The sequence below is a fragment of the Streptomyces sp. CRN 30 genome, from assembly GCF_034105845.1.
Map to the genome: position 1 here is coordinate 30477 of NZ_JAVRHI010000156.1, position 24777 is coordinate 55253.

Annotated in this window: 21 protein-coding genes and 1 tRNA gene; 15 read left to right on the forward strand and 7 right to left on the reverse strand. The window is 73.0% G+C overall.

What is annotated here, in order from left to right:
* Window positions 1-90: 90 nt before the first annotated feature.
* The 5 genes from UW392_RS15220 to UW392_RS15240 form a co-directional block, all read right to left on the reverse strand.
* Complete coding sequence (locus UW392_RS15220) at window positions 91-1563, reverse strand: peptidoglycan D,D-transpeptidase FtsI family protein (protein WP_320775517.1); 1473 nt, start codon at window positions 1561-1563, stop codon at window positions 91-93.
* Entirely contained in the window at window positions 1560-2993 is a 1434-nt protein-coding gene (locus UW392_RS15225; RefSeq protein ID WP_320775518.1) for an FtsW/RodA/SpoVE family cell cycle protein, read from the reverse strand. Before UW392_RS15225 ends, UW392_RS15220 begins: the two co-directional genes overlap by 4 nt.
* Window positions 2994-3020: 27 nt before the next feature.
* Window positions 3021-4550 carry a Stp1/IreP family PP2C-type Ser/Thr phosphatase gene (locus UW392_RS15230; protein ID WP_320775519.1) on the reverse strand — a complete coding sequence of 510 codons (1530 nt, stop codon included), beginning with the start codon at window positions 4548-4550 and terminating at the stop codon, window positions 3021-3023.
* Between the two features lie 144 nt (window positions 4551-4694).
* Window positions 4695-5219, reverse strand: coding sequence for an FHA domain-containing protein (locus UW392_RS15235; RefSeq protein WP_320775520.1), 525 nt, complete (start codon window positions 5217-5219; stop codon window positions 4695-4697).
* A gap of 10 nt (window positions 5220-5229) precedes the next feature.
* Window positions 5230-6090, reverse strand: a complete 861-nt coding sequence (locus UW392_RS15240) for a DUF3662 and FHA domain-containing protein (RefSeq protein ID WP_320775521.1) — start codon at window positions 6088-6090, stop codon at window positions 5230-5232.
* A 501-nt stretch (window positions 6091-6591) separates the two neighbouring features.
* On the opposite strand from UW392_RS15240, the gene UW392_RS15245 reads away from it, so the two are divergent.
* From UW392_RS15245 to UW392_RS15275, 7 genes are all read left to right on the forward strand, one after another.
* Window positions 6592-6675: transfer RNA gene (locus tag UW392_RS15245), tRNA-Leu, on the forward strand.
* A 235-nt stretch (window positions 6676-6910) separates the two neighbouring features.
* Window positions 6911-8362, forward strand: coding sequence for a DUF2252 domain-containing protein (locus UW392_RS15250; RefSeq protein WP_320775522.1), 1452 nt, complete (start codon window positions 6911-6913; stop codon window positions 8360-8362).
* Between the two features lie 72 nt (window positions 8363-8434).
* Complete coding sequence (locus tag UW392_RS15255) at window positions 8435-9277, forward strand: hypothetical protein (RefSeq protein WP_320775523.1); 843 nt, start codon at window positions 8435-8437, stop codon at window positions 9275-9277.
* Window positions 9278-9291: 14 nt separating this feature from the next.
* Complete coding sequence (locus UW392_RS15260) at window positions 9292-9621, forward strand: rhodanese-like domain-containing protein (protein ID WP_320775547.1); 330 nt, start codon at window positions 9292-9294, stop codon at window positions 9619-9621.
* A 93-nt stretch (window positions 9622-9714) separates the two neighbouring features.
* The gene (locus UW392_RS15265) at window positions 9715-10431 is read left to right on the forward strand and encodes a DUF5819 family protein (protein WP_320775548.1); all 717 of its coding nucleotides are present in this window, start codon (window positions 9715-9717) and stop codon (window positions 10429-10431) included.
* Window positions 10428-11795 carry an HTTM domain-containing protein gene (locus UW392_RS15270; protein ID WP_320775524.1) on the forward strand — a complete coding sequence of 456 codons (1368 nt, stop codon included), beginning with the start codon at window positions 10428-10430 and terminating at the stop codon, window positions 11793-11795. The genes UW392_RS15265 and UW392_RS15270 overlap by 4 nt, the downstream gene beginning before the upstream one ends.
* A complete protein-coding gene (locus UW392_RS15275; protein WP_320775525.1) occupies window positions 11792-12544 on the forward strand; it encodes a TrmH family RNA methyltransferase in 753 nt (250 codons plus the stop codon). The genes UW392_RS15270 and UW392_RS15275 overlap by 4 nt, the downstream gene beginning before the upstream one ends.
* Here UW392_RS15275 and paaN read toward each other — a convergent pair.
* Window positions 12541-14232 (reverse strand): phenylacetic acid degradation protein PaaN, encoded by a 1692-nt coding sequence (gene paaN / locus UW392_RS15280; RefSeq protein WP_320775526.1) that lies wholly within the window; start codon window positions 14230-14232, stop codon window positions 12541-12543. The two genes, UW392_RS15275 and paaN, sit on opposite strands and share 4 nt — an antisense overlap.
* Before the next feature lie 175 nt (window positions 14233-14407).
* Here paaN and UW392_RS15285 point away from each other — a divergent pair, with 175 nt between their 5' ends.
* Both UW392_RS15285 and UW392_RS15290 read left to right on the forward strand, forming a co-directional pair.
* On the forward strand, window positions 14408-15925 hold the full coding sequence (locus UW392_RS15285) for a 3-hydroxyacyl-CoA dehydrogenase (protein ID WP_320775527.1): 1518 nt from the start codon (window positions 14408-14410) through the stop codon (window positions 15923-15925).
* Window positions 15922-16512: a TetR/AcrR family transcriptional regulator gene (locus UW392_RS15290; protein ID WP_320775528.1), complete on the forward strand. Its 591-nt coding sequence runs from the start codon at window positions 15922-15924 to the stop codon at window positions 16510-16512. Before UW392_RS15285 ends, UW392_RS15290 begins: the two co-directional genes overlap by 4 nt.
* Window positions 16513-16583: 71 nt before the next feature.
* Here UW392_RS15290 and UW392_RS15295 read toward each other — a convergent pair whose 3' ends face one another.
* Window positions 16584-17084: an Lrp/AsnC family transcriptional regulator gene (locus UW392_RS15295; RefSeq protein WP_414496171.1), complete on the reverse strand. Its 501-nt coding sequence runs from the start codon at window positions 17082-17084 to the stop codon at window positions 16584-16586.
* A gap of 174 nt (window positions 17085-17258) precedes the next feature.
* On the opposite strand from UW392_RS15295, the gene pdhA reads away from it, so the two are divergent.
* The 6 genes from pdhA to UW392_RS15325 all read left to right on the forward strand — a co-directional run bounded on the left by pdhA (window position 17259) and on the right by UW392_RS15325 (window position 24753).
* Window positions 17259-18419, forward strand: coding sequence for a pyruvate dehydrogenase (acetyl-transferring) E1 component subunit alpha (gene pdhA / locus UW392_RS15300; protein ID WP_320775529.1), 1161 nt, complete (start codon window positions 17259-17261; stop codon window positions 18417-18419).
* Window positions 18416-19420 carry an alpha-ketoacid dehydrogenase subunit beta gene (locus UW392_RS15305; protein ID WP_320775530.1) on the forward strand — a complete coding sequence of 335 codons (1005 nt, stop codon included), beginning with the start codon at window positions 18416-18418 and terminating at the stop codon, window positions 19418-19420. Before pdhA ends, UW392_RS15305 begins: the two co-directional genes overlap by 4 nt.
* On the forward strand, window positions 19420-20844 hold the full coding sequence (locus tag UW392_RS15310) for a dihydrolipoamide acetyltransferase family protein (RefSeq protein WP_320775531.1): 1425 nt from the start codon (window positions 19420-19422) through the stop codon (window positions 20842-20844). Before UW392_RS15305 ends, UW392_RS15310 begins: the two co-directional genes overlap by 1 nt.
* 161 nt (window positions 20845-21005) lie before the next feature.
* A complete protein-coding gene (locus UW392_RS15315) occupies window positions 21006-22058 on the forward strand; it encodes an NTP transferase domain-containing protein (RefSeq protein WP_320775550.1) in 1053 nt (350 codons plus the stop codon).
* Window positions 22055-23659 carry a molybdopterin molybdotransferase MoeA gene (locus tag UW392_RS15320; RefSeq protein WP_320775532.1) on the forward strand — a complete coding sequence of 535 codons (1605 nt, stop codon included), beginning with the start codon at window positions 22055-22057 and terminating at the stop codon, window positions 23657-23659. The genes UW392_RS15315 and UW392_RS15320 overlap by 4 nt, the downstream gene beginning before the upstream one ends.
* Window positions 23656-24753 (forward strand): potassium channel family protein, encoded by a 1098-nt coding sequence (locus tag UW392_RS15325; RefSeq protein ID WP_320775533.1) that lies wholly within the window; start codon window positions 23656-23658, stop codon window positions 24751-24753. The genes UW392_RS15320 and UW392_RS15325 overlap by 4 nt, the downstream gene beginning before the upstream one ends.
* Window positions 24754-24777 lie beyond the last annotated feature (24 nt).

The following is a 24777-nucleotide window of genomic DNA, read 5'->3' on the forward strand; positions in this document are numbered from 1 at the left end:
CCAAGCCCGATACCCGATACACGACCGGTATCGCAACGTGCGCCGATGTGAAGGGGACGTGACCGGAGTCACGTCCCGTTCAGCGTGTGGTCACTTCTTGCTGTCCAGCACGGCCTGCATCACGTTCTTGGCGATCGGTGCCGCGAGGCCGCCGCCGGAGATGTCGTCACGGCTGGCGTTCTCGTCCTCGACCACCACGGCGACGGCGACCGGGGAGCTGCCGTCCTCGCCCTTGGCGTACGAGATGAACCAGGCGTACGGGTTCTCGCTGTTGTCGACGCCGTGCTGGGCGGTACCGGTCTTGCCGCCGACGGTGACGCCGGGGATCTGCGCGTTCTTGCCGGTGCCGTCCTTGACGACGGTCTCCATCATCGACTGGAGGATCTGGGCGTTGTCCGCGGAGAGCGGCTTGCTCTTCTCCTCGGGGTCCGTCTTCTCGATGGTGTCGAGGTTCGGGGCCTGCAGTTCGTCGACCATGTACGGCTGCATCAGGGTGCCGTTGTTGGCGATGGCCGAGGTGACCATGGCCATCTGGAGCGGCGTCGCGGCGGTGTTGAACTGGCCGATGGAGGACTGCGCGACCTCGGAGGGCGCCATGTCGTCGGAGAAGACCGAGGCGGAGGAGCGGACGGGGACGAACTGCTCCTCGGTGAAGCCGAACTTCTTGGCCATCTCCAGCATCTTGTCGTTGCCGAGGTCGGAGCCGATCTTGCCGAAGACGGTGTTGCAGGAGACCTCCAGCGCCTTGCGCAGGGTGGCGTCCTCGCAGGGCAGGTCGCCCTCGTTGGGCAGCTCCGTCACGGTGCCCGGCATGGTCCAGGGCAGCGGCGAGTCGGTCTTCTCGTCGGCGCTGTCGTAGAGGCCGTTCTCCAGGGCGGCGGCCGCGGTGAGCACCTTGAAGGTGGAGCCGGGCGGGTAGACCTCGCGCAGGGCCCGGTTCAGCGTCGGGTCGTTCTTGTTGTTCTCCTTGAGGAGCGACTTCCACGCCTTGGCGTCGGTGTCGCTGCCGCCGGCGAAGGAGGACGGGTCGTACGAGGGGTACGAGGCCAGCGCCAGGATCTTGCCGGTGGAGGGCTCGATGGCGGCGACGGCGCCCTTGCCGCCCTGCTTCTCCAGACCCTCGTAGGCCGCCTTCTGCGCGGCGGCGTTGAGGGTGGTGACGACGTTGCCGCCCTCCTTCTTCTTGCCCGTCAGCATGTCGAGCGTGTTGCGGAAGAAGAGGCGGTCGTCGTTGCCGGTGAGGATGCCGTCGTCGATGGACTCCAGCTGGGTGGCGCCGTAGGCCTGGGAGACGTACCCGGTGACGGGCGCCCACATGGCGCCGTCCTTGTAGGTGCGCTTGTACTTGAAGTCGCCGTCGGTGGTGGCGTGCCCGGTGATGGCCTTGCCGTCGACGATGATGTCGCCGCGCGGGGCGGCGTAGCGCTCGATGAGGACGCGTCGGTTGCTGTCGGCGGTCTTCAGCTCGTCGGCCTTGACGTACTGGAGCCAGTTGTCGCGCAGCAGCAGGGTCAGGACCAGAAGGCCGCAGAAGAGCGCGATGCGGCGCACGGGCTTGTTCACGGTCGGACCACCTGGGTCATCTCGGCGTCGGGGTTGGCGGGGGCGGGGGCGGGTCGGCGCGCGGTGTCGCTGATGCGCAGGAGCACGCCGATCAGCGCCCAGTTGGCGATGACGGAGGAACCTCCGTACGCCAGGAACGGCATCGTCATACCGGTGAGCGGGATGAGGCCCATGACACCGCCGGCGACGATGAACACCTGGAGGGCGAACGCGCCGGAGAGGCCGATGGCGAGGAGCTTGCCGAAGGGGTCGCGGGCGGCGAGGGCGGTGCGTACGCCGCGCTCCACGATCAAGGCGTAGAGGAGGAGCAGGGCCATGAGGCCGGCCAGGCCGAGCTCCTCGCCGAAGGTGGCGAGGATGAAGTCGGAGTTGGCGGCGAAGCGGATGAGGTCGGAGTGGCCCTGGCCCCAGCCGGTGCCGAGCGTGCCGCCGGAGCCGAACGCCCACAGGGCCTGCATGGCCTGCTCGGAGTGGCCGACGCTGCCGGCCTGGGAGAGCTTGTACTCGCGCAGCGGGTCGAGCCAGGCGTCGACGCGCTGCTGGATGTGGGGTTCGAAGCTGGCCACGCCGACGGCGCCGACGGCGGACATGAGCAGACCGAAGACGATCCAGCTGGTCCGTTCGGTGGCGACGTACAGCATGATCACGAACATGCCGAAGAACAGCAGCGAGGTGCCGAGGTCGGTCTCGAAGACGAGGATCAGGATCGAGACGATCCAGACGACGAGGATCGGGCCGAGGTCGCGGCCGCGGGGCAGGTAGAGGCCCATGAAGCGGCGGCTCGCGAGGGCGAGCGCGTCGCGCTTCACCATCAGGTAGCCGGCGAAGAAGATCGCGAGGACGATCTTGGCGAACTCGCCGGGCTGGATGGAGAAGCTGCCGACCTTGATCCAGATCTTGGCGCCGTAGATGTTCTGGCCGAGGCCGGGGACGAGCGGGAGCAGCAGCAGGATCAGCGCGCCGACCATGGAGATGTAGGTGTAGCGCTGCAGGACGCGGTGGTCCTTGAGGAAGATGAGGACCGCGAGGAAGAGGGCGATGCCCATCGCGGTGTACATCAGCTGCCGGGGTGCCGCGTTGCCCGCCTGCTGGATGGACTGGAGCAGCTCGGACTGGTCCAGGCGCCAGATGGCGACCAGGCCGAGGCCGTTGAGGAGCGTGGCCAGCGGCAGCAGCAGCGGGTCCGCGTACGGGGCGAACTTGCGGACCACGAGGTGGCCGACGGCGGCCAGCAGGCCGAGGCCCAGGCCGTAGCTCAGGAGCCCCGCGGGCACCTCGTCGTTGATGGCCAGCCCCACGTTGGCGTAGGCGAAGACCGGGATGACGACCGCGAAGACCAGCAGCGCCAGCTCGGTGTTGCGCCGGCTCGGCGCGCCGATGGCGCCGATCGTGGACGTGTGGTGCGTCGGCGAGTTGGAAGTACTGCTCATCGTGTGACAGGGCCTCTCACGGCTTGCCTACTGCTTACCGCACCGCGAGACGACCTTCTGCTCTTCCTCCGAGAGGGTGGGGCCGGCATCGGGGGTGGGTGAGGTCGTGGACGGGGACGGGTCGGGTGCCTTCGGTGTGCCCGACGCGGTGGGCGTCGGGGTCGCCTTGGACGTGAGGGAGACGGGGTCGGTTCCCGTCCCCCCGGTCGAGCCTTCGCCCGTCTTGGCGTTGCTCTCGTTCTGCGTGGTGCGCCGGTCGGCCTGCTTCTCGCAGGCGGAGGCCTGTACGGCCAGTTCGTCGATCTTCGAGCGGGCGTCGCTGAGGTCTCCCTCGGCGATGGTCTCCTCGACCGACTTGCGCTGGTACGGCGGCAGGTACTTGAGTTCGATCTCGGGGTGGTCCTTCTCCACCTTCGACAGCGACACCCAGGCGAGGTCCTGGCTGATACCCCGGTAGAGGGCGACGTGGTCGTCCTTGGTTCCGACGTAGTACTGGGTCTGGGTCCAGCGCCAGCCGCCGTAGAGGCCGCCGCCGACGACGGCGAGCGCCAGTACGGAGTAGAAGGATCTCTTCAGCCAGCGGCGGCCCTTGCGGGGTTTGACGAAGTCGTCGTCGCCGTAGTCGAAGCCGTCGGTGGGGATGTACCCGGTGGTGTCGCCGCTGCCGGGCGGGCCGAACTCGCCGCCTCCGCCGCCGCCTTGGCGGCCGAGGCCGGAGGCGCGGCCGGCGGGGGTCTGCATGATGCCGTTGTCGCCGAACTGGCTCTGGTTCTCGGCGACGGCGCCGACGACGACGGGGGTGTCGGAGAGCTGCCCGGCGAGGGTGTCCCCGGTGTCCAGGTCGAGGACGTCGGCGATGATGACGGTGATGTTGTCGGGGCCGCCGCCGCGCAGCGCGAGCTGGATCAGCTCCTGCACGGTCTCCTGGGGGCCCTGGTAACTGGCGAGGGCCTCCTCCATCGTCTGGTGGGAGACGACGCCGGAGAGGCCGTCGGAGCAGATGAGGTAGCGGTCGCCGGCCCGGACCTCCCGGATGGAAAGGTCGGGTTCGACGTGGTCGCCGCTGCCGAGGGCGCGCATGAGGAGGGAGCGCTGGGGGTGTGTCCCGGCCTCCTCCTCGGTGATGCGTCCCTCGTCGACGAGGCGCTGCACCCAGGTGTGGTCCTGGGTGATCTGGGTCAGGACGCCGTCGCGCAGCAGGTAGGCGCGGGAGTCGCCGACGTGCACCATGCCGAGGCGCTGGCCGGTCCAGAGCAGCGCGGTGAGGGTGGTGCCCATGCCTTCGAGGCTGGGGTCCTCCTCGACCATCTGGCGCAGCTGGTCGTTGGCGCGCTGGACGGCGGTGCCGAGCGAGGTGAGGATGTCCGAGCCGGGGACGTCGTCGTCGAGGGCGACGATGGTGGAGATGACCTCGGAGGAGGCGACCTCACCGGCGGCCTGGCCGCCCATGCCGTCGGCGATGGCGAGCAGGCGGGGACCGGCGTAACCGGAGTCCTCGTTGCCCTCCCGGATCATGCCCTTGTGCGATCCGGCGGCGAAGCGCAGTGACAGACTCATGCGCACCTCGCCCGTCGGCTCCGGGTACAGCCGGTCGTGTCGAGCCACACTGCCCACCCTCCGGTCGGGAGCGCGCCGGGGCGGCCCGGGGTGCCGGCCGCCGCTGCGTGCTCGCTCCGCTCGCGCTCTTTCATTGGTGTAGCACTACTTCCGCAGCTCGATGACGGTCTTGCCGATGCGGATCGGCGAGCCCGGCCCGATCGGTGTGGGGGCGGTCAGCCGGGACCGGTCCAGGTAGGTGCCGTTGGTGGAGCCGAGGTCCTCGACGATCCACTGGCCGTCGCGGTCCGGGTAGATCCTGGCATGGCGGCTGGAGGCGTAGTCGTCGTCCAGCACGATGGTGGAGTCGTGTGCCCGGCCGAGCGTGATGGTCTGGCCCTGGAGGGCGACGGTGGTGCCCGTGAGGGTGCCCTCGGTGACGACCAGCTTGGTGGGAGCGTTGCGGCGGCCGCGGCCGCCGCCGGACTGCTGGCGCTGGGGCGGAGGTGCCTGGCGCGCGGCTTGCTGCTGTGCGCGGCCGGAGTCCCGGCGCGAGCCGCGCTGGGCCCCGCGCTGGGTGACCCGCGTACCGAACAGGTCGCTGCGGATGACCTGCACGGCCACGATCACGAACAGCCACAGTACGGCGAGAAAACCCAGCCGCATGACCGTGAGGGTCAGCTCTGACATTGCCCCCGGATCACCCTTCGGCTTGCCTATAGATAACGGTGGTGCTGCCCACGACGATCCGCGAGCCGTCGCGGAGCGTAGCGCGGGTGGTGTGCTGCCCGTCCACCACGATGCCGTTGGTGGAGCCGAGATCCTGGATCACCGAGGGCGTTCCGGTCCGGATCTCGCAGTGCCGGCGGGACACGCCGGGGTCGTCGATCCGCACGTCGGCTTCCGTGCTGCGGCCCATGACGAGCGTCGCGCCGGAGATCTGGTGGCGGGTGCCGTTGATCTCGATCCAGTGGCGGACGCGTCCACCGGTGGCGGGCGCCGGCGCGGGTGCGGCGGGTGGCCGCTGCGCGCTCGCGGGCTGCGGATATCCGTAGGCGCCGCCGCGTGCGCCGGGAGGCGGCGCGGAGGGCATCGGCGGGGCCGGTGCGGGTGCGGCGGGCGGATAGCCGTAGCCGCCGGGGCGGCCGGCCGGCGGGGCGGTGGGTGCCGCCGGCGCCTGCGAGCTGGAGGAGGCGAGGGTGCGGCTGCGGACCCGGTACAGACCGGTGTCGAGGTCGTCCGCCTTCTCCAGGTGGACCTTGATGGGGCCCATGAAGGTGTAGCGCTGCTGCTTGGCGTAGTCGCGCACCATGCCGGCCAGTTCGTCGCCGAGCTGTCCGGAGTAGGGGCTGAGCCGCTCGAAGTCCGGAGTGCTCAGCTCCACGATGAAGTCGTTGGGCACGACCGTGCGGTCGCGGTTCCAGATGGTCGCGTTGTTGTCGCATTCACGCTGAAGCGCGCCCGCGATCTCCACGGGCTGCACCTCGGACTTGAACACCTTCGCGAAGGTGCCGTTGACCAGACCTTCGAGACGCTGCTCGAACTTCTTCAGGACTCCCATGGGGCACCTCCTCCGTCGCTGCCGTCCTGTTCACTGCCCTGCGCATTGCCTGCCTGGTACTGCTGGTACTGCTTACTGATCGTATCCACGCGCCGGTCGATCGGCTGGTTCCCCCTGTCGGCCCGGTCGGAGGGTGTCGACGTCTTCATCGATGCCTTCCGCGACGCCTTCCGTCGATGCCTTCCGGAGTTCCCGCCGGAGCCCGTGTTCGAACTCTGCCGGTGCGTTCCCGCGCGTACTCCTGCCCAGGATCGTAGAGCCGCTCGGCGACCAGTGTCCCGCACCGGGCTGTGCGGCCGGCCCCCCTGTGGGGGAGACGGGGCGGACCGGTACGAGGTTGATACGTGAACGTCCGCCCGTCGGGACGTGACCTGCTACGTCGTCGGGGGCGGGCCGCCGGGGGCGGGAAACGGATGTGAATCCGACCCGGCCAGCGTGCTAATGTTCTGCATGTCGGAAGGCGCCGGGCCGAAAGGAACGGGGCAGGAAGACACACCCAATGCGCGGGTGGCGGAATAGGCAGACGCGCTGGATTCAGGTTCCAGTGCCCGAAAGGGCGTGGGGGTTCAACTCCCCCCTCGCGCACACAGACGGAAGCCCCGTAGGTCTCAGACCTACGGGGCTTCCGCGTTGTCCGGGCGCCTGTGCTGTGAGGAAGGTCTCAGTGGCCGCGGTCGCCCCGGGCGGGGCGCGGAGTAGCGTCGGGGCCGGCGCACGGGCAGGTCGTGCGAGCTGGGCGTACACGCCGTGCGAGCGGTGCTTACGGCCCGGCGGACGGGTGCCGGACGGGCGCCGGGAGCGCGCCGGGAGGGTGACGGGGATGGATGGGTCTGCGGGCGGCATAGGCGGCACTGGCGGCGCGGGCGGGGACGCGGCGGTCGCGGGCGGGGGCCGGGTGCCCTCGGTGCCGGGGTTCGCGCGGTGGCCCGACGCGGGTTCCGCGAAGGCGGCGGGCAAGGCGCTGCGGGAGCGGGTCCCGCGCTCGGCGCACGCGACGCTTCGGGCGGACGCGGACCGGCCCGGCGCGGTGCGCGCGGTCGAGGAGTCCAACCGGGGCCGCATACCCGCCCTGACCCCGATACGGGCGGGCCGGATGGCGGCCACCCCGTTCGCGTTCCTGCGCGGCGCGGCCGGTCTGATGGCCCACGACCTGGCGCGTACGCCGGTGACCCGGATCGGGGCGCAGATCTGCGGGGACGCGCACGCGGCCAACTTCGGTCTGTACGGCGACGCCCGGGGCGGTCTCGTCATCGACCTGAACGACTTCGACGAGACGGTCCACGGGCCCTGGGAGTGGGACCTGAAGCGGCTGGCGGCGTCGCTGGTGCTGGCCGGCCGGGAGGCGGGGGCCGACGAGGACACCTGCCGCGAGGCCGCCCACGACGCGGCGGGTGCCTACCGGCGGACGATGCGGCTGCTCTCGAAGCTGTCCGCGCTGGACGCCTGGAACGCCATCGCCGACGAGGAACTGGTCTCCCACACCGACGCCCACGACCTGCTGGGGACGTTGGAGCGGGTCTCGGAGAAGGCGCGGGCCAACACCAGCGGGCGGTTCGCGGCGCGGTCGACCGAGGCGGCCGCGGACGGCGGGCGGCGCTTCACGGACACCCCGCCGGTGCTGCGGCGGGTCCCGGACGCCGAGGCGGCGGCGGTCGCCGCGTCCCTGGCCCAGTACCTGACGACGCTGACCGAGGACCGGCTGCCGCTGCTGGCCCGGTACGCGGTGCACGACGTGGCGTTCCGCGTCGTCGGCACGGGCAGCGTCGGCACCCGGTCGTACGTGGTGCTCCTCCTCGACCACCGCGGTGAGCCGCTGGTGCTCCAGGTGAAGGAGGCGCGGGCCTCGGCGCTCGGGCCGCACCTGCCGGCCGCCGGGTTCGAGGTGCCCGAGGCGCGGCACGAGGGGCGCCGGGTGGTCCTCGGGCAGAAGCGGATGCAGGTCGTCAGCGACATCCTGCTGGGCTGGACGACGGTGGGCGGACTGCCGTTCCAGGTACGGCAGTTCCGCAACCGCAAGGGCAGCGTCGACGCCACGGCGCTCGCCGCCGACCAGATCGACGACTACGCGCGGATGACCGGCGCGCTGCTGGCCCGCGCGCACGCGCACAGCGCCGATCCGCGGCGGGTGGCCGGCTACTGCGGCAAGAACGAGGAACTGGACGAGGCCGTCGCCACGTTCGCCGTCGCCTACGCCGACCGCACGGAGGCGGACCACGCGGAGCTGGTGACGGCGGTGCGGTCGGGACGGGTCGCCGCCGAGCTGGGGGTGTGAGGACGGTTCGGGTGGCTCGTCGGGCGCCGGGCGCCGTGCGGGTGGGGCGGCGGCAGGGCCTAGGGTGGGCGTGTGACGACCCCGGAAGCTGAGCAGGGCGGAGCCGCGCGGCCCGAGGAACGGCTGGAGAAGGCCGTACGGGCCGCCGAGCAGGCGCTCATCGAGTACGAGATCGCGGTGGAGACCTTCCGGGTGGAGGTCGAGAACTTCTCCCGGCTGCACCATCAGCGGCTCGGCCCGGTCTACGCGCGCCTCGACGAGCTGGAGGCGCGGATCCTGGAGGCGAAGGCCGCGCGCAGCGGTGACGCCGAGGACCGGCGGCTCGCGGACGAGGCGCGGGCCCGGCTGATGCCGCTGCCGGGGGTCGAGGAGCTGCTGCACGGCTGGATGGACGGGGACGGGCTGTTCCCGGAGGCCACCGCGATGCTCACCGGGCAGGAGGTGCGGCCCCCGCAGCGGGTGCGGCCCAGCGAGGAGGCCCGCAAGCTCTACCGCGAGCTGGCCCGCAAGGCCCACCCCGACCTGGCGCAGGAGGAGGACGAGCGGGCCCGGCGCGAGGAGTTCATCACCCGCGTCAACGCCGCCTACGCGCGCGGGGACGCGGAGCAGCTGAGGCGGCTGGCCCAGGAGTGGGACGCGGGGCCCCAGGAGGAGCGGGGGCCCGGCCACGCGGAGGAGCTGTACGCGCGGCTCGAGTGGCTGGCCGAGCGCAAGGAACTGCTCACGCAGCTCGCCACCGAGCTGGAGCAGAGCGCGATCGGCGGAATGCTGCGGCTGGCGCCGGACGACCCCGACCGGCTCCTGGAGGAGATCGCCGAGCAGCTGACCGCGCAGGTGACCGAGCGGGAGGCGGAGCTGGCCGCGCTGCTGGCGGCGGACGGTCCGGGCGCCGGGTCCGGTAGCGTCGGAGCATGAGTTTCGGAGCTGGTGTGCCCGCGGTCGAGGTCGCGGAGCTGAAGGACGGCGACTTCCTGCTGGACGTCCGCGAGGACGACGAGTGGCGGGCGGGGCACGCCGAGGGCGCCCTGCACATCCCGATCAGCGAGTTCGTCGCCCGGTACGGGGAGCTGACCGAGGCGGCGCCGCAGGACGGCCGCGTCCATGTGATCTGCCGGTCCGGCGGACGCTCCGCGCAGGTCACCATGTACCTGGTGCAGCAGGGCATCGACGCCGTGAACGTCGACGGCGGCATGCAGGTCTGGGCCGCCGCCGGACGCCCCGTGGTGCGGGACTCGGGCGAGGCCGGGCACGTCCTCTGATCCGAGTTCGACCGGTCGTTCGGTTCGGGTGACGGGGCGGTCGGCCAGGGCCTTAGGGTGTCCCTCGCCATGGACGCGCGGGAGCGGGGCTGGATGGACGTGTACGACACGGGGCCTGACGCCCGGCAGGGACCGGACGAGCCGGCCGGCGGCGAGGGTGTCCGTACCGGCGTCGCCGCGCTCTCCCTGCGCTACCGGATCGGCGCGGCGCTGGCGCTGGCGGTCGTCGCCGCCGTCGTCTCGGTCCACCTCGTCATGACGTTCCTGCACGTGGCGCCGTCGAACACGGTCACCAAGCAGCACGGCGAGGCGATCGAGGAGTGGATCTACCCCGAGTTCGAGCAGAACTGGAAGCTGTTCGCGCCCAACCCGCTCCAGCAGAACATCTCCGTGCAGGTCCGCGCGGAGCTGCGCACGGCGGACGGCGGGTTCCGCACCACCGGCTGGTACGACCTGTCCGCCGCGGACGGCCGGGCCATCGACGGCAATGTGCTGCCCAGCCACACCCAGCAGAACGAACTGCGCCGCGCCTGGGACTTCTACGTCGCCACCCATGACTCGGACGACCGTCCGGTGGGGCTGCGCGGCACGCTGTCCGAGACGTACCTGCGCCGGATCGCCGTCATGCGGCTGGACCGGGCGGACGCGGCCGGGGCCGGCGACGTCCTCCAGCGGGTGCAGTACCGGGCCCGGACCACGGCGGTGCCGCCGCCGGAGTGGAGCGGTGAGCAGGTCTCGGACCGGCCGGAGGGACGGGAGCTGCCCTGGTGGCAGCTGTCGGCCCGGGAGGCCGAGGAGGGCGTGGCGTGAACGGTGTCGCCCTGTCGGTCTCCCGCGGTATCGCCCGGGTGACCGAGGCCGCCCTCGGCCCGTACCAGACCGCCGTGATCCGGATCGGCTTCGGCGTGACCTGGCTGCTGTTCCTGCTGCGGGAGATCCCCCACCGGCACGAGCTGTACGGTCCTGACGGGCCGTGGAGCTGGGGCCTGGCGCGGCGGCTGACCGGTGACAACGGCGCGTTCACGGCACTGATGTGGTCGGACGGCCGGCTCTGGTTCGAGGTGTTCTACGCGCTGGCGGTGCTCGCGAGCGTCCTGCTGGCGCTCGGCTGGCGCACCCGCGCGGTGTCGGTGCTGTTCATGGTCGGGGTGCTGTCGCTGCAGAACCGCAGCGTGTTCATGGGGGACGGCGGCGACAACGTCCTGCACCTGATGAGTGTCTACCTCGTCTTCACGCGCTGCGGCCGGGTGTGGTCGCTGGACGCGCGCCGGGAGCGGCGGGCGGCGCGGGCACGCGCGCGTGGGGAGCACGTCCACGACCGTGCGGGTGTGGTGCTCTGGGCCGTGCTCGGACCGGCGCTCGCGGTGGTGACGCTCGCGGGGCGGCTCGACGGCGAGTGGCTGATCCCGGCGCTGATGTGGGGGATGTGGCTGTGCCAGGGCCTGTGGTGGGCGGTGGGGCGGTGGGCGCCGGGCGGCGACCCGCGGATCCTCCTGGACGTGATCGCCAACCTCGTGCACAACGGCGCCCTGCTGGTGATCATGGCGGAGGCGTGTCTGATCTACGCGACCGCCGGCTGGTACAAGGTGCAGGGGTCGCGGTGGCAGGACGGCACCGCGGTCTACTACCCCTTGCAGCTGGAGTACTTCTCGCCCTGGCCGGCCCTCGCCGGGCTGCTGGCGGCCAGCGGGACGCTGGTCATGCTCATCACCTACGGGACGGTCGCCGTACAGGTCGCGTTCCCGTTCACGCTGTTCAACCGGCGGGTGAAGAACGTGCTGCTGGCCGCGATGATGACCGAGCACGCGGTGATCGCCGTGGTGCTGGGGCTGCCGTTCTTCTCACTGGCGATGATCGTGACCGACGCGGTGTTCCTGCCGACGTCGTTCCTGCGGCGGCTGGGCGGGACGGCGGGGCGGGGATGGGGGTGGCTGGTCGGGCCGGTACGGGGGCGGCCGGTGGAGGCGGCGCCTGGGGTGTCCGGGGGGCCCGGGGAGCCCGGGGGGTCTGGAGGGTCTGGGACGTTCGGGGTGCCCGGGGTGCCCGCGCAGGGCGGTCCCGGTGGTGCCGGGGCCGATGGGGCCGATGGGGCTGCCGGGACTGGTCCCGGTCCCGGTGGTGCCGGGTCCGGGCCCAGGGACCCCGGGTCGGCGCACGTAGGCTTCGGCGCATGAGCGACCCCCTGCGCGCCTGGCGCCGTCTCGCCGGTACGTGCGTGCTCCTCGACGGCTTCCACGCCCTCAAACACGCGCTGCGGTTCGGGGCGGACGTCCCGGTGGCGGTCGCGGCCGACCGGGCCGCGGCGCTCGCGCTCGCCGGGGAACTCGCCCCGGACGTACGGGAGCGGCTGGACGGCCTGCTGACGGAGGTGACGGAGGCGGAGTACGCCTCCCTCGTGGCGCGTCCGCACCCCACCGCGGTGGCCGCCCTGGCCGTACGCCCCGACCGGGAGGCGGCGCTGCGGCGGCTGGCGCACACGCCCCGCACGGCGCCCGTCGTCGTCCTGGACCAGCCGCGCAACCTCGGCAACGCGGGGGCGGTCATCCGGCTGGCCGCCGGGTTCGGGGCGACCGGCGTGGTCACCACGGGCACCCTGGACCCCTGGCACCCCACGGTGGTGCGCGGCGGGGCCGGGCTGCACTTCGCGACCGCCGTGGAGCGGCTGGCCGTGCCGGAGCTGCCGCCTGGCCCGGTGTTCGCGCTGGACCCGGAGGGCGAGGACATCCGGGGGACGAAGCTCCCCGACGACGCGCTGCTCGCCTTCGGGTCCGAACGCAGCGGGCTCTCCGCGGAGCTGCGCGCGCGGGCCGACCACCTGGTGGCGCTGCCGATGCGGCCCCAGGTCTCCAGCTACAACCTGGCGACCAGCGTGGCGATGACGCTGTACCACTGGAGCGCGGGCGCGGGCGCGGGCGCGGGCTAGGACGGGCGGCGGACCTCGATCGTCCGGAAGCGGTCGGCGACGAACGCGCCGTCGGTGAGGGCCGCGTTGGCCGCCGGGTTGCCGCCGGAGCCGTGGAAGTCGGAGAAGGCGGCGGTCTGGTTGACGTACACCCCGCCGGTCAGGTTGAGGGAGAGCTGCGCGGACTCCTCCAGGCAGACCTCCTCCACCGCCCGCCCGACCGCCGCGTCGGTCGTGTACGCGCCGACCGTCATCGCGCCCTTCGCGCGGACGGTGCGGCTCAGCAGCGCGGTGGCGTCGGCGGTGGAGTCGACGGCGACGGCGAAGGAGACGGGGCCGAAGCACTCACTCAGGTACGCGGCCTCGTCGTCCGGCTTGCTGCCGTCCAGCTTGACGATCACCGGGGTGCGGACGGTCGCGTCGGGGAAGTCGGGGTGGGCCACCGCGCGGGAGGCCAGGGCGACCTCGCCGAGCCCGGGGGCCGCGTCAAGGCGCTCCTTGACGCCGGGGTTGACGAGGGCGCCGAGCAGGGCGACCGCGCGGGTGTCGTCGCCGAGGAGGCCGTCGACGGCACCGGCGAGGTCGGTGACGACCTCGTCGTAGGACCTGGGGCCCTGGTCGGTGCGGATGCCGTCGCGGGGGATCAGCAGGTTCTGCGGGGTGGTGCACATCTGGCCGCTGTAGAGGGACAGGGAGAAGGCCAGGTTGGCGAGCATGCCGCGGTAGTCGTCTGTGGAGTCGACGACGACCGTGTTGACGCCGGCCTTCTCGGTGTAGACGCGGGCCTGGCGGGCGTGGGTCTCCAGCCAGTCGCCGAAGGCCGTGGAGCCGGTGTAGTCGATGATCCGGATCTCGGGGCGGACGGCGAGGGTCTTGGCGAGGCCCTCGCCGGGGGCCTCGGCGGCCAGCGCGACGAGGTTCGCGTCGAAGCCGGCCTCGGTGAGGACCTCACGGGCGACGGCCACGGTGAGGGCGAGCGGGAGCACCGCGCGGGGGTGCGGTTTGACCAGGACCGCGTTGCCGGTGGCGAGGGAGGCGAACAGGCCCGGGTAGCCGTTCCACGTGGGGAAGGTGTTGCAGCCGACGACCAGGGCGACGCCGCGCGGGACGGCGGTGAAGGACTTGGTGAGCGTCAGCGGGTCGCGCTTGCCCTGGGGTTTGGTCCACCCGGCGGTGGCGGGGACGCGGGTCTGCTCCGCGTAGGCGTACGCCACGGCCTCCAGGCCGCGGTCCTGCGCGTGCGGGCCGCCCGCCTGGAACGCCATCGTGAACGCCTGCCCGGAGGTGTGCATCACGGCGTGCGCGAACTCGTGGGTGCGGTCGCTGATCCGCTTGAGGACCTCCAGGCAGACCACCGCGCGCAGCTCCGGTCCGGCGTCCCGCCAGGCGGGCTGTCCGGCCCGCATGGCGGGCAGCAGCACGTCGGGGTCGGCGTGCGGGTAGGTCACGCCCAGCTCGATGCCGTACGGGGAGGTCTCGCCGCCCACCCAGGCGTCGGTGCCGGGCTGGCCGAGGTCCAGGCGGGTGCCGAGCAGGGCGTCGAAGGCGGCCCGGCCCGCCGCCGCGTCGAGGCTGCCGTGCTCCCCGTAGGCCTTGGGGTGCTCGGGGTGCGGGGACCAGTACGCGCGCGTGCGGATCGCTTCCAGGGCCTGGTCGAGGGTGGGGCGGTGCCGGGCGGTCAGGGTCTGCGCGGTGACTTCGGCGGCCATGCGGGACCAACTCCTCGTTCTGCGAGCTCTCCGTCGAGCTCACGGGCCGGCGGGCTCGGGGCATGGGGAAAGCCTGGGCGGGAACAGCCGGACACGGCTAGAGTAACCGAACGATCGGTCGGGACAAGGGGGTCCGCCGCATCTGTGGACAACCGCGTGCGGGAGGATCGCGCACATGACAGCACTCGACCTCAGCAGCCCCGTGGCCGTCGTCGGCGCCGGCACCATGGGCCAGGGCATCGCCCAGGTCGCACTGGTGGCGGGCCATCCCGTACGGCTGTTCGACACCGTTCCCGGGCGGGCCCGCGAAGCCGCCGACGCGATCGCTGCCCGGCTCGACCGGCTCGTCGCGAAGGAACGGCTCGCGCCCGGGGAGCGGGACGCGGCACGCGGCCGGCTGACGGCCGTGGAGGACCTGGCGGGGCTCGCCGGCTGCGCGCTGGTGGCGGAGGCGGTCGTGGAGCGGCTGGAGGTCAAGCAGGAGCTGTTCCGCGCGCTGGAGGACGTCGTCGCCGACGACTGTCTGCTCGCCACCAACACCTCCTCCCTGTCCGTCTCCGCGATCGGCGGCGCCCTGCGCGCGCCCGGCCGGTTGGTCGGGCTGCACTTCTTCAACCCGGCGCCGCTGCTGCCGCTGGTCGAGGTAGTCTCCGGGTTCGCCACCGACCTGTCGTCCGCCACGCGCGCGTACGAGACGGCACGGGCCTGGGGCAAGACCCCGGTGGCCTGCGCCGACACCCCCGGCTTCATCGTCAACCGGATCGCCCGGCCGTTCTACGCCGAGGCGTTCGCCGTGTACGAGGCGCAGGGCGCGGACCCGGCCACCATCGACGCCGTGCTGCGCGAGTCGGGCGGCTTCCGGATGGGCGCCTTCGAACTGACCGACCTCATCGGGCAGGACGTCAACGAGTCCGTCACGCACTCCGTGTGGCGGTCCTTCTTCCAGGACGCGCGGTTCACTCCGTCGCTCGCGCAGCGGCGCCTGGTGGAGTCCGGCCGCCTCGGCCGCAAGAGCGGACAGGGCTGGTACGACCACGGCGACGGCGCCGAGCGTCCCGAGCCGCACACCGCGGAGGCCGAGCGGCCGCCCGCGTACGTCGTCGCCGAGGGCGACCTGGAGCCGGCCGGGGCGCTGCTCGGGCTGATCCGCGAGGCGGGCATCGAGGTCCGCGAGGAGGACGAGGACAAGGGCACGCGGCTGGTCCTGCCCAGCGGCGGACAGCTCGCCCTCGCCGACGGGCAGACCTCGGTGGAGTTCCGTGACGTCGTCTACTTCGACCTCGCGCTCGACTACCGCGCGGCGACCCGGATCGCGCTGTCCGCCTCCCAGGACACCTCGCCGCGCACCCTCGCCGAGGCCGTCGGCCTCTTCCAGGCGCTCGGCAAGAACGTCAGCGTCATCGGTGACGTCCCCGGCATGATCGTCGCCCGCACGGTCGCGCGGATCATCGACCTCGCCCACGACGCGGTCGCCAAGGGCGTGGCCACCGAGGAGGACGTCGACACCGCGATGCGCCTCGGCGTCAACTACCCGCTCGGGCCGTTCGCGTGGAGCCGGAGACTCGGCCGCGGCTGGGCGTACGCCCTCCTGGACGACCTGCACCTGCGCGACCCGTCGGGCCGCTACGCGCCGTCCCTGGCGCTCTACCGCCACGCCTACGCCTCCGGCAAGAGGGAGGGCAGCACCTCGTGACCACCGCCAGGCGCGACACGTACACCCCCGAGACCCTGCTCTCCGTCGCGGTGCGGGTCTTCAACGAACGCGGCTACGACGGCACGTCGATGGAGCACCTGTCCAAGGCGGCCGGGATCTCCAAGTCGTCGATCTACCACCACGTCTCCGGCAAGGAGGAGCTGCTGCGGCGGGCCGTCAGCCGGGCCCTGGACGGGCTGTTCGGCATCCTCGACGAGGAGCACGCGCGCGTGGGCCCCGCCGCCGGGCGGCTGGAGTACGTCGTGCGGCGCATGGTCGAGGTCCTCATAGCCGAGCTGCCCTATGTGACGCTGCTGCTGCGGGTGCGGGGCAACACCGGCACCGAGCGGTGGGCGCTGGAGCGGCGCCGGGAGTTCGACCACCGGGTGGCGGAGCTGCTGAAGGCCGCGGAGGCCGAGGGGGACGTGCGCGGCGACGTGGCGGTGCGGCTCGCGACCCGGCTGGTCTTCGGCATGATCAACTCGATCGTCGAGTGGTACCGGCCCGACGGCCGGGGCGTGGGCGAGCGCGAGGTCGCCGACGCGGTGGTGCGGCTGGTGTTCGGGGGGCTGCGGGAGGGAGCGTGACCCGGCGCTTCGTCCGGGCATTTCCACCCGGCGGTTCCGCTCGGCAGCGCAGTTCGGCGGCTCGGCTCGGCTCAGCTCGGCGGTTCCAGGTCCTGTTCCTCGAAGACCAGCAGCGTGCGGGTGCTGAGGACCTCGGGGATGGCCTGGATGCGGGTCAGGACCAGTTCGCGCAGGGCCCGGTTGTCGGGGGTGTGGACCAGCAGCAGGACGTCGAAGTCGCCGCCGACCAGGGCGATGTGCGCGGCGCCCGGCAGCTCCTCCAACCGCTCGCGCACGGTCCGCCAGGAGTTCTGCACGATCTTCAGGGTGATGTACGCCGATGTGCCCTGACCGGCCCGTTCGTGGTCGACGCGGGCGCTGAAGCCGCGGATGACGCCGTCCTCCACGAGCCGGTTGATGCGCGCGTAGGCGTTGGCCCGGGAGACGTGGACCCGCTCGGCGACGGACCGTATCGAGGCGCGGCCGTCCGCCTGAAGTATGCGCAAAATGTCCTGGTCGACGGCGTCCAGGGGGCGCGGGGGCGGTGCGCCGGCGCTGTCCTCCGTACGTTCGGCCATTTGTTCAGCTGCCATCTCCCCCCGCCTTCCCACCATGGACGTACTGCGTCCATCACAGGCTGTGGAGAACCGTTTGTCCACAGCCCGGGGGCCGCTGTAGCCAAAATGTGCCGACGATCGAACAATCGGTAGGTGAGGCCCGTCACACCCGTGGCGTGCCGCGAACCGCTCCCACGAGGAGGTGCCGTCATGACGGTCCTGGAGCAGCGGAGTGCCCACCGGCCGACTCCGCCGCCCGCCTGGCAGCCCGCCACGGACCCCGGTCCGCTGCTGCCGGACAGCGAGCCGTACCGCGTCCTCGGCACCGAGGCCGCCGCGCAGGCCGACCCGGAGCTGCTGCGGACGCTCTACGCCCGGCTGGTGTCCGGCCGGCGGTACAACGCGCAGGCGACGGCCCTCACCAAGCAGGGAAGGCTCGCCGTCTACCCCTCAAGCACCGGGCAGGAGGCCTGCGAGATCGCCGCCGCGCTCGTCCTTGAGGACCGCGACTGGCTCTTTCCCAGTTACCGCGACACGCTCGCCGTCGTCGCGCGGGGCGTCGACCCCGTCGAGGCGCTCACCCTGCTGCGCGGCGACTGGCACACCGGCTACGACCCCTACGAGCACCGGGTCGCCCCGCTCTCCACGCCGCTCGCCACCCAGCTCCCGCACGCCGTCGGTCTCGCGCACGCGGCCCGCCTCAAGGGCGACGACGTGGTCGCGCTCGCGCTGGTCGGCGACGGCGGCACCAGCGAGGGCGACTTCCACGAGGCGCTGAACTTCGCGGCGGTCCGCCGGGCACCGGTCGTCTTCCTCGTGCAGAACAACGGCTTCGCGATCTCCGTCCCGCTCGCCAAGCAGACCGCGGCGCCGTCGCTGGCCCACAAGGCCGTCGGCTACGGCATGCCCGGCCGGCTCGTCGACGGCAACGACGCGCTCGCCGTGCACGAGGTGCTCTCCGACGCCGTACGGCACGCGCGCGAGGGCGGCGGCCCGGTCCTGGTGGAGGCGATCACGTACCGCCTGGACGCGCACACCAACGCCGACGACGCGACCCGCTACCGCGGCGACGCCGAGGTCGAGACCTGGCGCGGCCACGACCCCGTCGACCTGCTGGAGCACGAGCTGACCCGGCGCGGCCTGCTCGACGAGGACACCGCGCGGGTGGCGCGCGAGGACGCCGAGGCCATGGCCGCCGACCTGCGCGCCCGTATGCACCAGGACCCCGTGCTCGACCCCATGGACCTCTTCGACCACGTCTACGCCGAGCCGACCCCGCACCTGCGCGAGCAGCGCGAGCTGCTGCGCGCGGAGCTGGCCGCCGACGCGGCCGCCGGCAGCGGGGCCGGGGCGGAAGGGGCGCGCCGATGACGACGGTCGCCGTCCGCCCGGCCACCATGGCGCAGGCCCTCACCCGCGCGCTGCGCGACGCCCTGGCCGCCGACCCCGCCGTCCACGTCATGGGCGAGGACGTCGGCACGCTCGGCGGTGTCTTCCGGGTCACCGACGGACTTGCCGCAGAGTTCGGCGAGGAGCGCTGCTCGGACACGCCGCTCGCCGAGGCCGGCATCCTCGGCACGGCCGTCGGCATGGCGATGTACGGGCTCCGCCCGGTCGTGGAGATGCAGTTCGACGCCTTCGCCTACCCGGCCTTCGAGCAGCTCGTCTCCCACGTCGCCCGGATGCGCAACCGCACCCGCGGCGCGATGCCCCTGCCGCTGACCATCCGCATTCCCTACGGCGGCGGCATCGGCGGCGTCGAGCACCACAGCGACTCCTCCGAGGCGTACTACGCCGCGACGCCGGGCCTGCACGTCGTCACCCCCGCCACCGTCGCCGACGCCTACGGCCTGCTGCGCGCCGCCATCGCCTCCGACGACCCCGTCGTCTTCCTCGAACCCAAGCGGCTGTACTGGGCCAAGGACGCCTGGAACCCCGAGGAGCCGGCATCCGTTGAACCGATAGGCCGCGCGGTGGTGCGGCGCTCGGGCCGGAGCGCCACACTCATCACGTACGGGCCGTCGCTGCCGGTCTGCCTGGAGGCGGCCGAGGCGGCTCGGGCCGAGGGCTGGGACCTGGAGGTTGTCGATCTGCGCTCGCTGGTGCCGTTCGACGACGAGACGGTGTGCGCCTCGGTACGGCGGACGGGACGGGCGGTCGTCGTGCACGAGTCGGGCGCGTTCGGCGGACCGGGCGGGGAGATCGTGGCCCGGGTCACCGAGCGCTGCTTCCATCACCTGGAGGCGCCGGTGCTGCGGGTGGCCGGGTTCGACATCCCGTATCCGCCGCCGATGCTGGAGCGTCACCATCTGCCCGGTGTCGACCGCATCCTGGACGCGGTGGGGCGTCTGCAATGGGAGGCCGAGAGCTGATGGCACATGCTTCTGACGGGCACGGCCGGGAGTTCCGGCTCCCCGACCTCGGTGAGGGGCTCACCGGGGCGGAGATCGTGCGGTGGATGGTCGAGGTCGGCGACGCCGTCACCGTCGACCAGCCGGTCGTCGAGGTCGAGACGGCCAAGGCGATGGTGGAGGTGCCCTGTCCCTACGCCGGTGTCGTCACCGCCCGCTTCGGTGAGGAGGGGACGGAGATGCCGGTGGGGTCTCCGTTGCTGACGGTGGCGGAGGGGGCGAGTGATGCGGGTGGTTCGAGAGGTGCCAGTGGTGCCAGTGGTGCCGGTGATGCGGGTGGCACCGAGGGGTCCGACGAGAGGGCCGACGAGGGCTCCGGGAATGTTCTCGTGGGGTACGGCACGGCGGGGGTGACCTCGCCGCGGCGCCGGGTGCGAGTGACCGGGGACGTGGGGCGGGTCAACGGACGCGGGCCGGCCGGCGTGCGGACCGAGGAGCGGGCCGACGGGCCCGTTCCCGTCATCTCGCCGCTGGTGCGCCGACTGGCCCGGCAGAACGGTCTGGATCTGCGGGAGATGACCGGTTCGGGACCGGACGGGCTGATCCTGCGCGCGGACGTGGAGTACGAACTGCGGGCCGCCGCCGCACGGATCGCGGACGCCACGGTTCCCGGGCCCGTCGACGCCGCCGTCCCCGCTCCCGTCCCCGCTCCCGTGCCCGCCGATGCCGGGCGGGGAGCCGGTGTACTCGCCGCGGACGGTCACCGCGTCCCGCTGAAGGGCGTCCGCGGTGCCGTCGCCGACAAGCTCTCCCGCAGCCGGCGCGAGATACCGGAGGTGACCGTCTGGGTGGACGCCGACGCCACCGAGCTGATGCGGGCGCGGACCACGATGAACACCGCCGGACGGCCGAAGATCTCCCTGCTCGCCCTGCTGGCCAGGATCTGCACCGCCGCGCTCGCCCGCCACCCCGAGCTGAACTCCACCGTCGACACCGAGGCGCGGGAGATCGTCCGGCTCGACCGCGTCCACCTCGGCTTCGCCGCGCAGACCGACCGGGGCCTGGTGGTGCCGGTCGTCCGGGACGCGCACGGGCGGGACGCGGAGTCCCTCACCGCCGAGTTCGCCCGGCTGACGGAGGCGGCCAGGACCGGGACACTGAACCCCTCGGAGCTCACGGGCGGCACCTTCACCCTCAACAACTACGGCGTGTTCGGCGTCGACGGCTCCACGCCGATCATCAACCACCCCGAGGCGGCCATGCTCGGCGTCGGCCGGATCGCCCCCAAACCCTGGGTGCACGAAGGGGAACTGGCGGTGCGGCAGGTCGTACAGCTCTCCCTCACCTTCGACCACCGGGTGTGCGACGGCGGCACGGCGGGCGGCTTCCTGCGGTACGTCGCCGACTGCGTCGAACAGCCGGCGGTCCTGCTGCGCACGCTCTGAACACCCCTGCCAAGCGCACTCTGTGATTGCGGGCCCTCCCCCGCGTTCCGTGTGATCGGCCTGGGTCGCATACTCGGGGGGTGACCGCGTACGAGTCCACCGCCGCACACGACGGCGCCGACGAGCACGACGCCCGGTACGACGCCCCGCACGATGCCGTCGTGCTCGCCGGCGGGGCCGCCCGGCGGCTCGGCGGCGCCGACAAGCCCGGCGTCCGGGTCGGCGGCCGTCCGCTGCTCGACCGGGTGCTCACCGCCTGCGCCGGGGCCACGGCCACCGTCGTCGTGGCCGACGCCCGGCCGACCGTACGGCCCGTCACCTGGGCGCGCGAGGACCCGCCCGGTGCCGGACCCGTCGCGGCGCTCGCGGCCGGTCTGCGCGGTACGTCGGCGGAGCACGTGCTCGTGGTCTCGGCCGACCTGCCCTTCCTCCACCGGACCACCGTGCGGCGGCTGTTGACGTCCCTCGCCGGGAGCGGAGCCGAGGGCGCGCTGCTCACCGACGCCGACGGACGCGACCAGCCGCTGGTCGCCGCGTACCGCGCGTCGGCACTCCGCCGTGAACTCACCGCACTGGACGCCGCGCACGGAGGGCTCACCGGGCTCCCCCTGCGCCGGCTGACCGCAGGGCTGCACCTCGTCCGCGTCCCCGACCCCGTCGCGTCCTTCGACTGCGACACCTGGGACGACATCGCCACCGCAAGGGCACGCATCAGGGAGCATGGGCACGTGTTGGATGAATGGATTTCCGCCGCCAAGGACGAACTCGGCATCGAGCTCGACGTCGACACCGCCGTCCTGCTCGATCTGGCCCGCGACGCCGCCCATGGGGTGGCCCGGCCCGCGGCCCCGCTGACCACCTTCCTCGTCGGCTACGCGGCCGGGCGGGCCGGAGGAGGCCCCGAGGCCGTCGACGAAGCCGCCCGCAAGGCCGCGGCACTCGCCCTACGCTGGGAGGAGGAGAACTCTCCCGGGCCGGACGCGGGGGCGACCGCCGGGACGACCGCGGGGACGATCCCCGCAACGACCGACGGGACGGACGCCGGGGCAACCCCTGGGACGGACGCCGGGACGACCGCCGGGACGGACGCCGGGGCAACCCCTGGGACGGACGCCGGGACGGCCGACGGGACGGGCGTGGGTTTCAGCCCTGACGTCGCCGCGGACCCGAAGGGGGCCGACGCGGGCCCCGGCGGCCGTCCGGACGCCGGATGACCCCCCGCTCCTCGGGTACGGGCGCCGGTACCGGTACCGGTACCGGCCTGGACCCCGAGGACCTCGATGTCGAGGAGGCGCTCGCCCTCGTGAACGAGGACCGTCACCCCTCGTCCCGGTCCGCGCGGAGGCCGGGCCGGGAGGACGCCCACCGGCCCGGCGGTGGCTCCCCGGGCTCTGCGGGCCCCGCCGTCTCCGGCGACTCCGGACCGGACGACCCGGTCGGCTTCACCACCACGACCGCCGCCACCCCCTCCACCTCAGCCGCCGCCTCCACGTCCGCCTCAGCCTCCACTCCCACTCCTGCCTCCGCCTCCGCCGACGGGCGGCGTCCCTCCGCTGCCGACGGTCGGCGTCCCGCCGGGTCCCCCCGATCCGGTGGGACCCGGCACCGTGCCGCCTCCTGGCCGGACGCCCGCCGGGCCGCCGAGCGGGCCGGCCGGGACGGTGCGCGGGCAGCGGGCCGCGCCCCGGTCTCCGTACCCCTCGACGAGGCCCTCGGCCTCACCCTGGCCGTGCCGCTCGGCGCCCTCACCGACCTGCCGTCCTTCGACACCTCGGCGATGGACGGCTGGGCGGTCGCGGGGCCAGGCCCGTGGGCCGTGCGGGAGGAGGGCGTCCTGGCGGGGCACGCCGGGCAGTCACCCCTCGCCGACGGGGAGGCCGTCCGGATCGCGACCGGCGCCCGGATCCCCGCCGACACCTCGGCCGTGCTCCGCAGTGAGCACGGCCGCACCGACGCGAACGACCGGCTGCACGCCGTCCGGGAGGTCGTCCCAGGCCAGGACATCCGCGCGCGCGGCCAGGAGTGTCGCAGCGGCGAGGCGCTGCTGCCGGCCGGCGCGCTGGTGACCCCGGCCGTGCTGGGCCTGGCGGCGGCCGCCGGGTACGACGCGCTGACCGTCGTACCGCGTCCCCGGGCCGAGGTGCTCGTCCTCGGCGACGAACTGCTCACCGAGGGACTGCCGCACGACGGCCTCATCCGGGACGCGCTCGGCCCGATGCTGCCGTCCTGGCTGCGGGCCCTGGGCGCCGAGGTGACCGCCGTGCGCCGGCTCGGCGACGACGCCGAGGCCCTGCACCGGGCCGTCACCACGTCCGACGCCGATCTCGTCGTCACCACCGGCGGTACCGCCGCCGGTCCGGTCGACCACGTCCACCCCACGCTGGAGCGGACCGGCGCCGCACTCCTCGTGGACGGCGTGGCGGTACGGCCCGGTCACCCGATGCTGCTGGCGCGTATCGGGAAGGCCCAGCATCTCGTGGGGCTGCCCGGCAATCCGCTCGCCGCCGTCTCCGGGCTGCTCACCCTCGCCGAGCCGCTGCTGCGGATGCTGGCGGCGCGTCCGGTGCCGGAGCCGTACACGCTGCCGTTCCGCGGTGAGGTGCACGGTCACCCGCACGACACCCGGCTCGTCCCCGTGCTGCTGCGGGACGACGGGGCCGTGCCGCTGCGCTACAACGGACCGGCCATGCTGCGGGGGATCGCGGCCGCCGACGCCCTCGCGGTCGTCCCCCCGGGCGGCGCGCGGCCGGGTCAGGAGGCCGAGATGCTCGGCCTGCCCTGGGCCACCGGCGGAATCGGAGTGTGTTTCACGTGAAACTTCCCGGCCAGGACGCCATCGCGCGCCAGGCGGACGAACATCTGGTGACCCACAAGGTCAAGCTGCCGCGGAAGCTGGTGGAGCACCCGATCCGCCAGGTCGGCAAGCGGCTGTCGTGGGCGCTGGTGGTGCTGGTGGCGACCGCGTTCATAGTGTGGGCCGACAGAGACGGTTACAACGACAACTCCGACGGTGCGGTCGACCTGCTCGACGCGTTCTACTACGCCACCGTCACCCTCTCCACCACCGGGTACGGCGACATCACGCCCGTCAGCGACGCCGCCCGGCTGACCAACATCTTCGTCATCACGCCGCTGCGCGTGCTGTTCCTGATCATCCTCGTCGGCACCACGCTGGAGGCCCTCACCGAGCGCACCCGGGAGGAATGGCGACTGAACCGCTGGAGGTCCACCTTGCGTGATCACACCGTCGTCGTCGGATTCGGCACGAAGGGCAGGTCGGCGGTACGTACCGTCTGCGCGACGGGGCTGCGCAGGGAGCAGGTCGTGGTGGTCGACCCGAGCGGCAAGGCGATCGAGGCGGCCACGGCCGACGGGTTCGCCGGGGTGATAGGGGACGCCACCCGCAGCGAGGTGCTGAAGCGCGCCGAGGTGCACCGGGCGCGGCAGATCATCATCGCCACGCAGCGCGACGACACGGCGGTGCTGGTGGCGCTGACGGCCCGGCAGCTCAACAGGGGCGCGAAGATCGTGGCCGCGGTCCGCGAGGAGGAGAACGCGCCGCTGCTGAAGCAGTCCGGCGCGGACGCCGTGATCACCAGTGCGAGCGCGGCGGGCCGGCTGCTCGGTCTCTCCGTGCTCAGCCCGGCCGCCGGCATGGTCATGGAGGACCTCATCAGCCAGGGCAGCGGTCTCGACCTCGTGGAACGGCCCGTCATAAAGGCCGAGGTGGGCAAGAGCCCCCGGGAAGTCGACGACCTGGTCGTGAGCATCCTGCGCGGGCACCGGGTACTCGGCTACGACGATCCGGTCGTCGGCGGGCTGGAACTGACGGACCGGCTGATCACGATCGTACGCGCGACGGCGGTCACGCAGGTCGCGCCCGACGCCCGGCCGCTGCCCCGGGACTGATCCGAAGGGCGGGAGACGGTCGTA

Coding starts and splice junctions, on each gene's coding strand:
- UW392_RS15225 (WP_320775518.1), bottom strand. CDS start 2,993: ATGAGCAGTACTTCCAACTCGCCGACGCACCACACGTCCACGATCGGC.
- UW392_RS15230 (WP_320775519.1), bottom strand. CDS start 4,550: ATGAGTCTGTCACTGCGCTTCGCCGCCGGATCGCACAAGGGCATGATC.
- UW392_RS15235 (WP_320775520.1), bottom strand. CDS start 5,219: ATGTCAGAGCTGACCCTCACGGTCATGCGGCTGGGTTTTCTCGCCGTA.
- UW392_RS15240 (WP_320775521.1), bottom strand. CDS start 6,090: ATGGGAGTCCTGAAGAAGTTCGAGCAGCGTCTCGAAGGTCTGGTCAAC.
- UW392_RS15250 (WP_320775522.1), top strand. CDS start 6,911: ATGGATGGGTCTGCGGGCGGCATAGGCGGCACTGGCGGCGCGGGCGGG.
- UW392_RS15265 (WP_320775548.1), top strand. CDS start 9,715: ATGGACGTGTACGACACGGGGCCTGACGCCCGGCAGGGACCGGACGAG.
- UW392_RS15275 (WP_320775525.1), top strand. CDS start 11,792: ATGAGCGACCCCCTGCGCGCCTGGCGCCGTCTCGCCGGTACGTGCGTG.
- paaN (WP_320775526.1), bottom strand. CDS start 14,232: ATGGCCGCCGAAGTCACCGCGCAGACCCTGACCGCCCGGCACCGCCCC.
- UW392_RS15285 (WP_320775527.1), top strand. CDS start 14,408: ATGACAGCACTCGACCTCAGCAGCCCCGTGGCCGTCGTCGGCGCCGGC.
- UW392_RS15295 (WP_414496171.1), bottom strand. CDS start 17,084: ATGGCAGCTGAACAAATGGCCGAACGTACGGAGGACAGCGCCGGCGCA.
- pdhA (WP_320775529.1), top strand. CDS start 17,259: ATGACGGTCCTGGAGCAGCGGAGTGCCCACCGGCCGACTCCGCCGCCC.
- UW392_RS15305 (WP_320775530.1), top strand. CDS start 18,416: ATGACGACGGTCGCCGTCCGCCCGGCCACCATGGCGCAGGCCCTCACC.
- UW392_RS15310 (WP_320775531.1), top strand. CDS start 19,420: ATGGCACATGCTTCTGACGGGCACGGCCGGGAGTTCCGGCTCCCCGAC.
- UW392_RS15320 (WP_320775532.1), top strand. CDS start 22,055: ATGACCCCCCGCTCCTCGGGTACGGGCGCCGGTACCGGTACCGGTACC.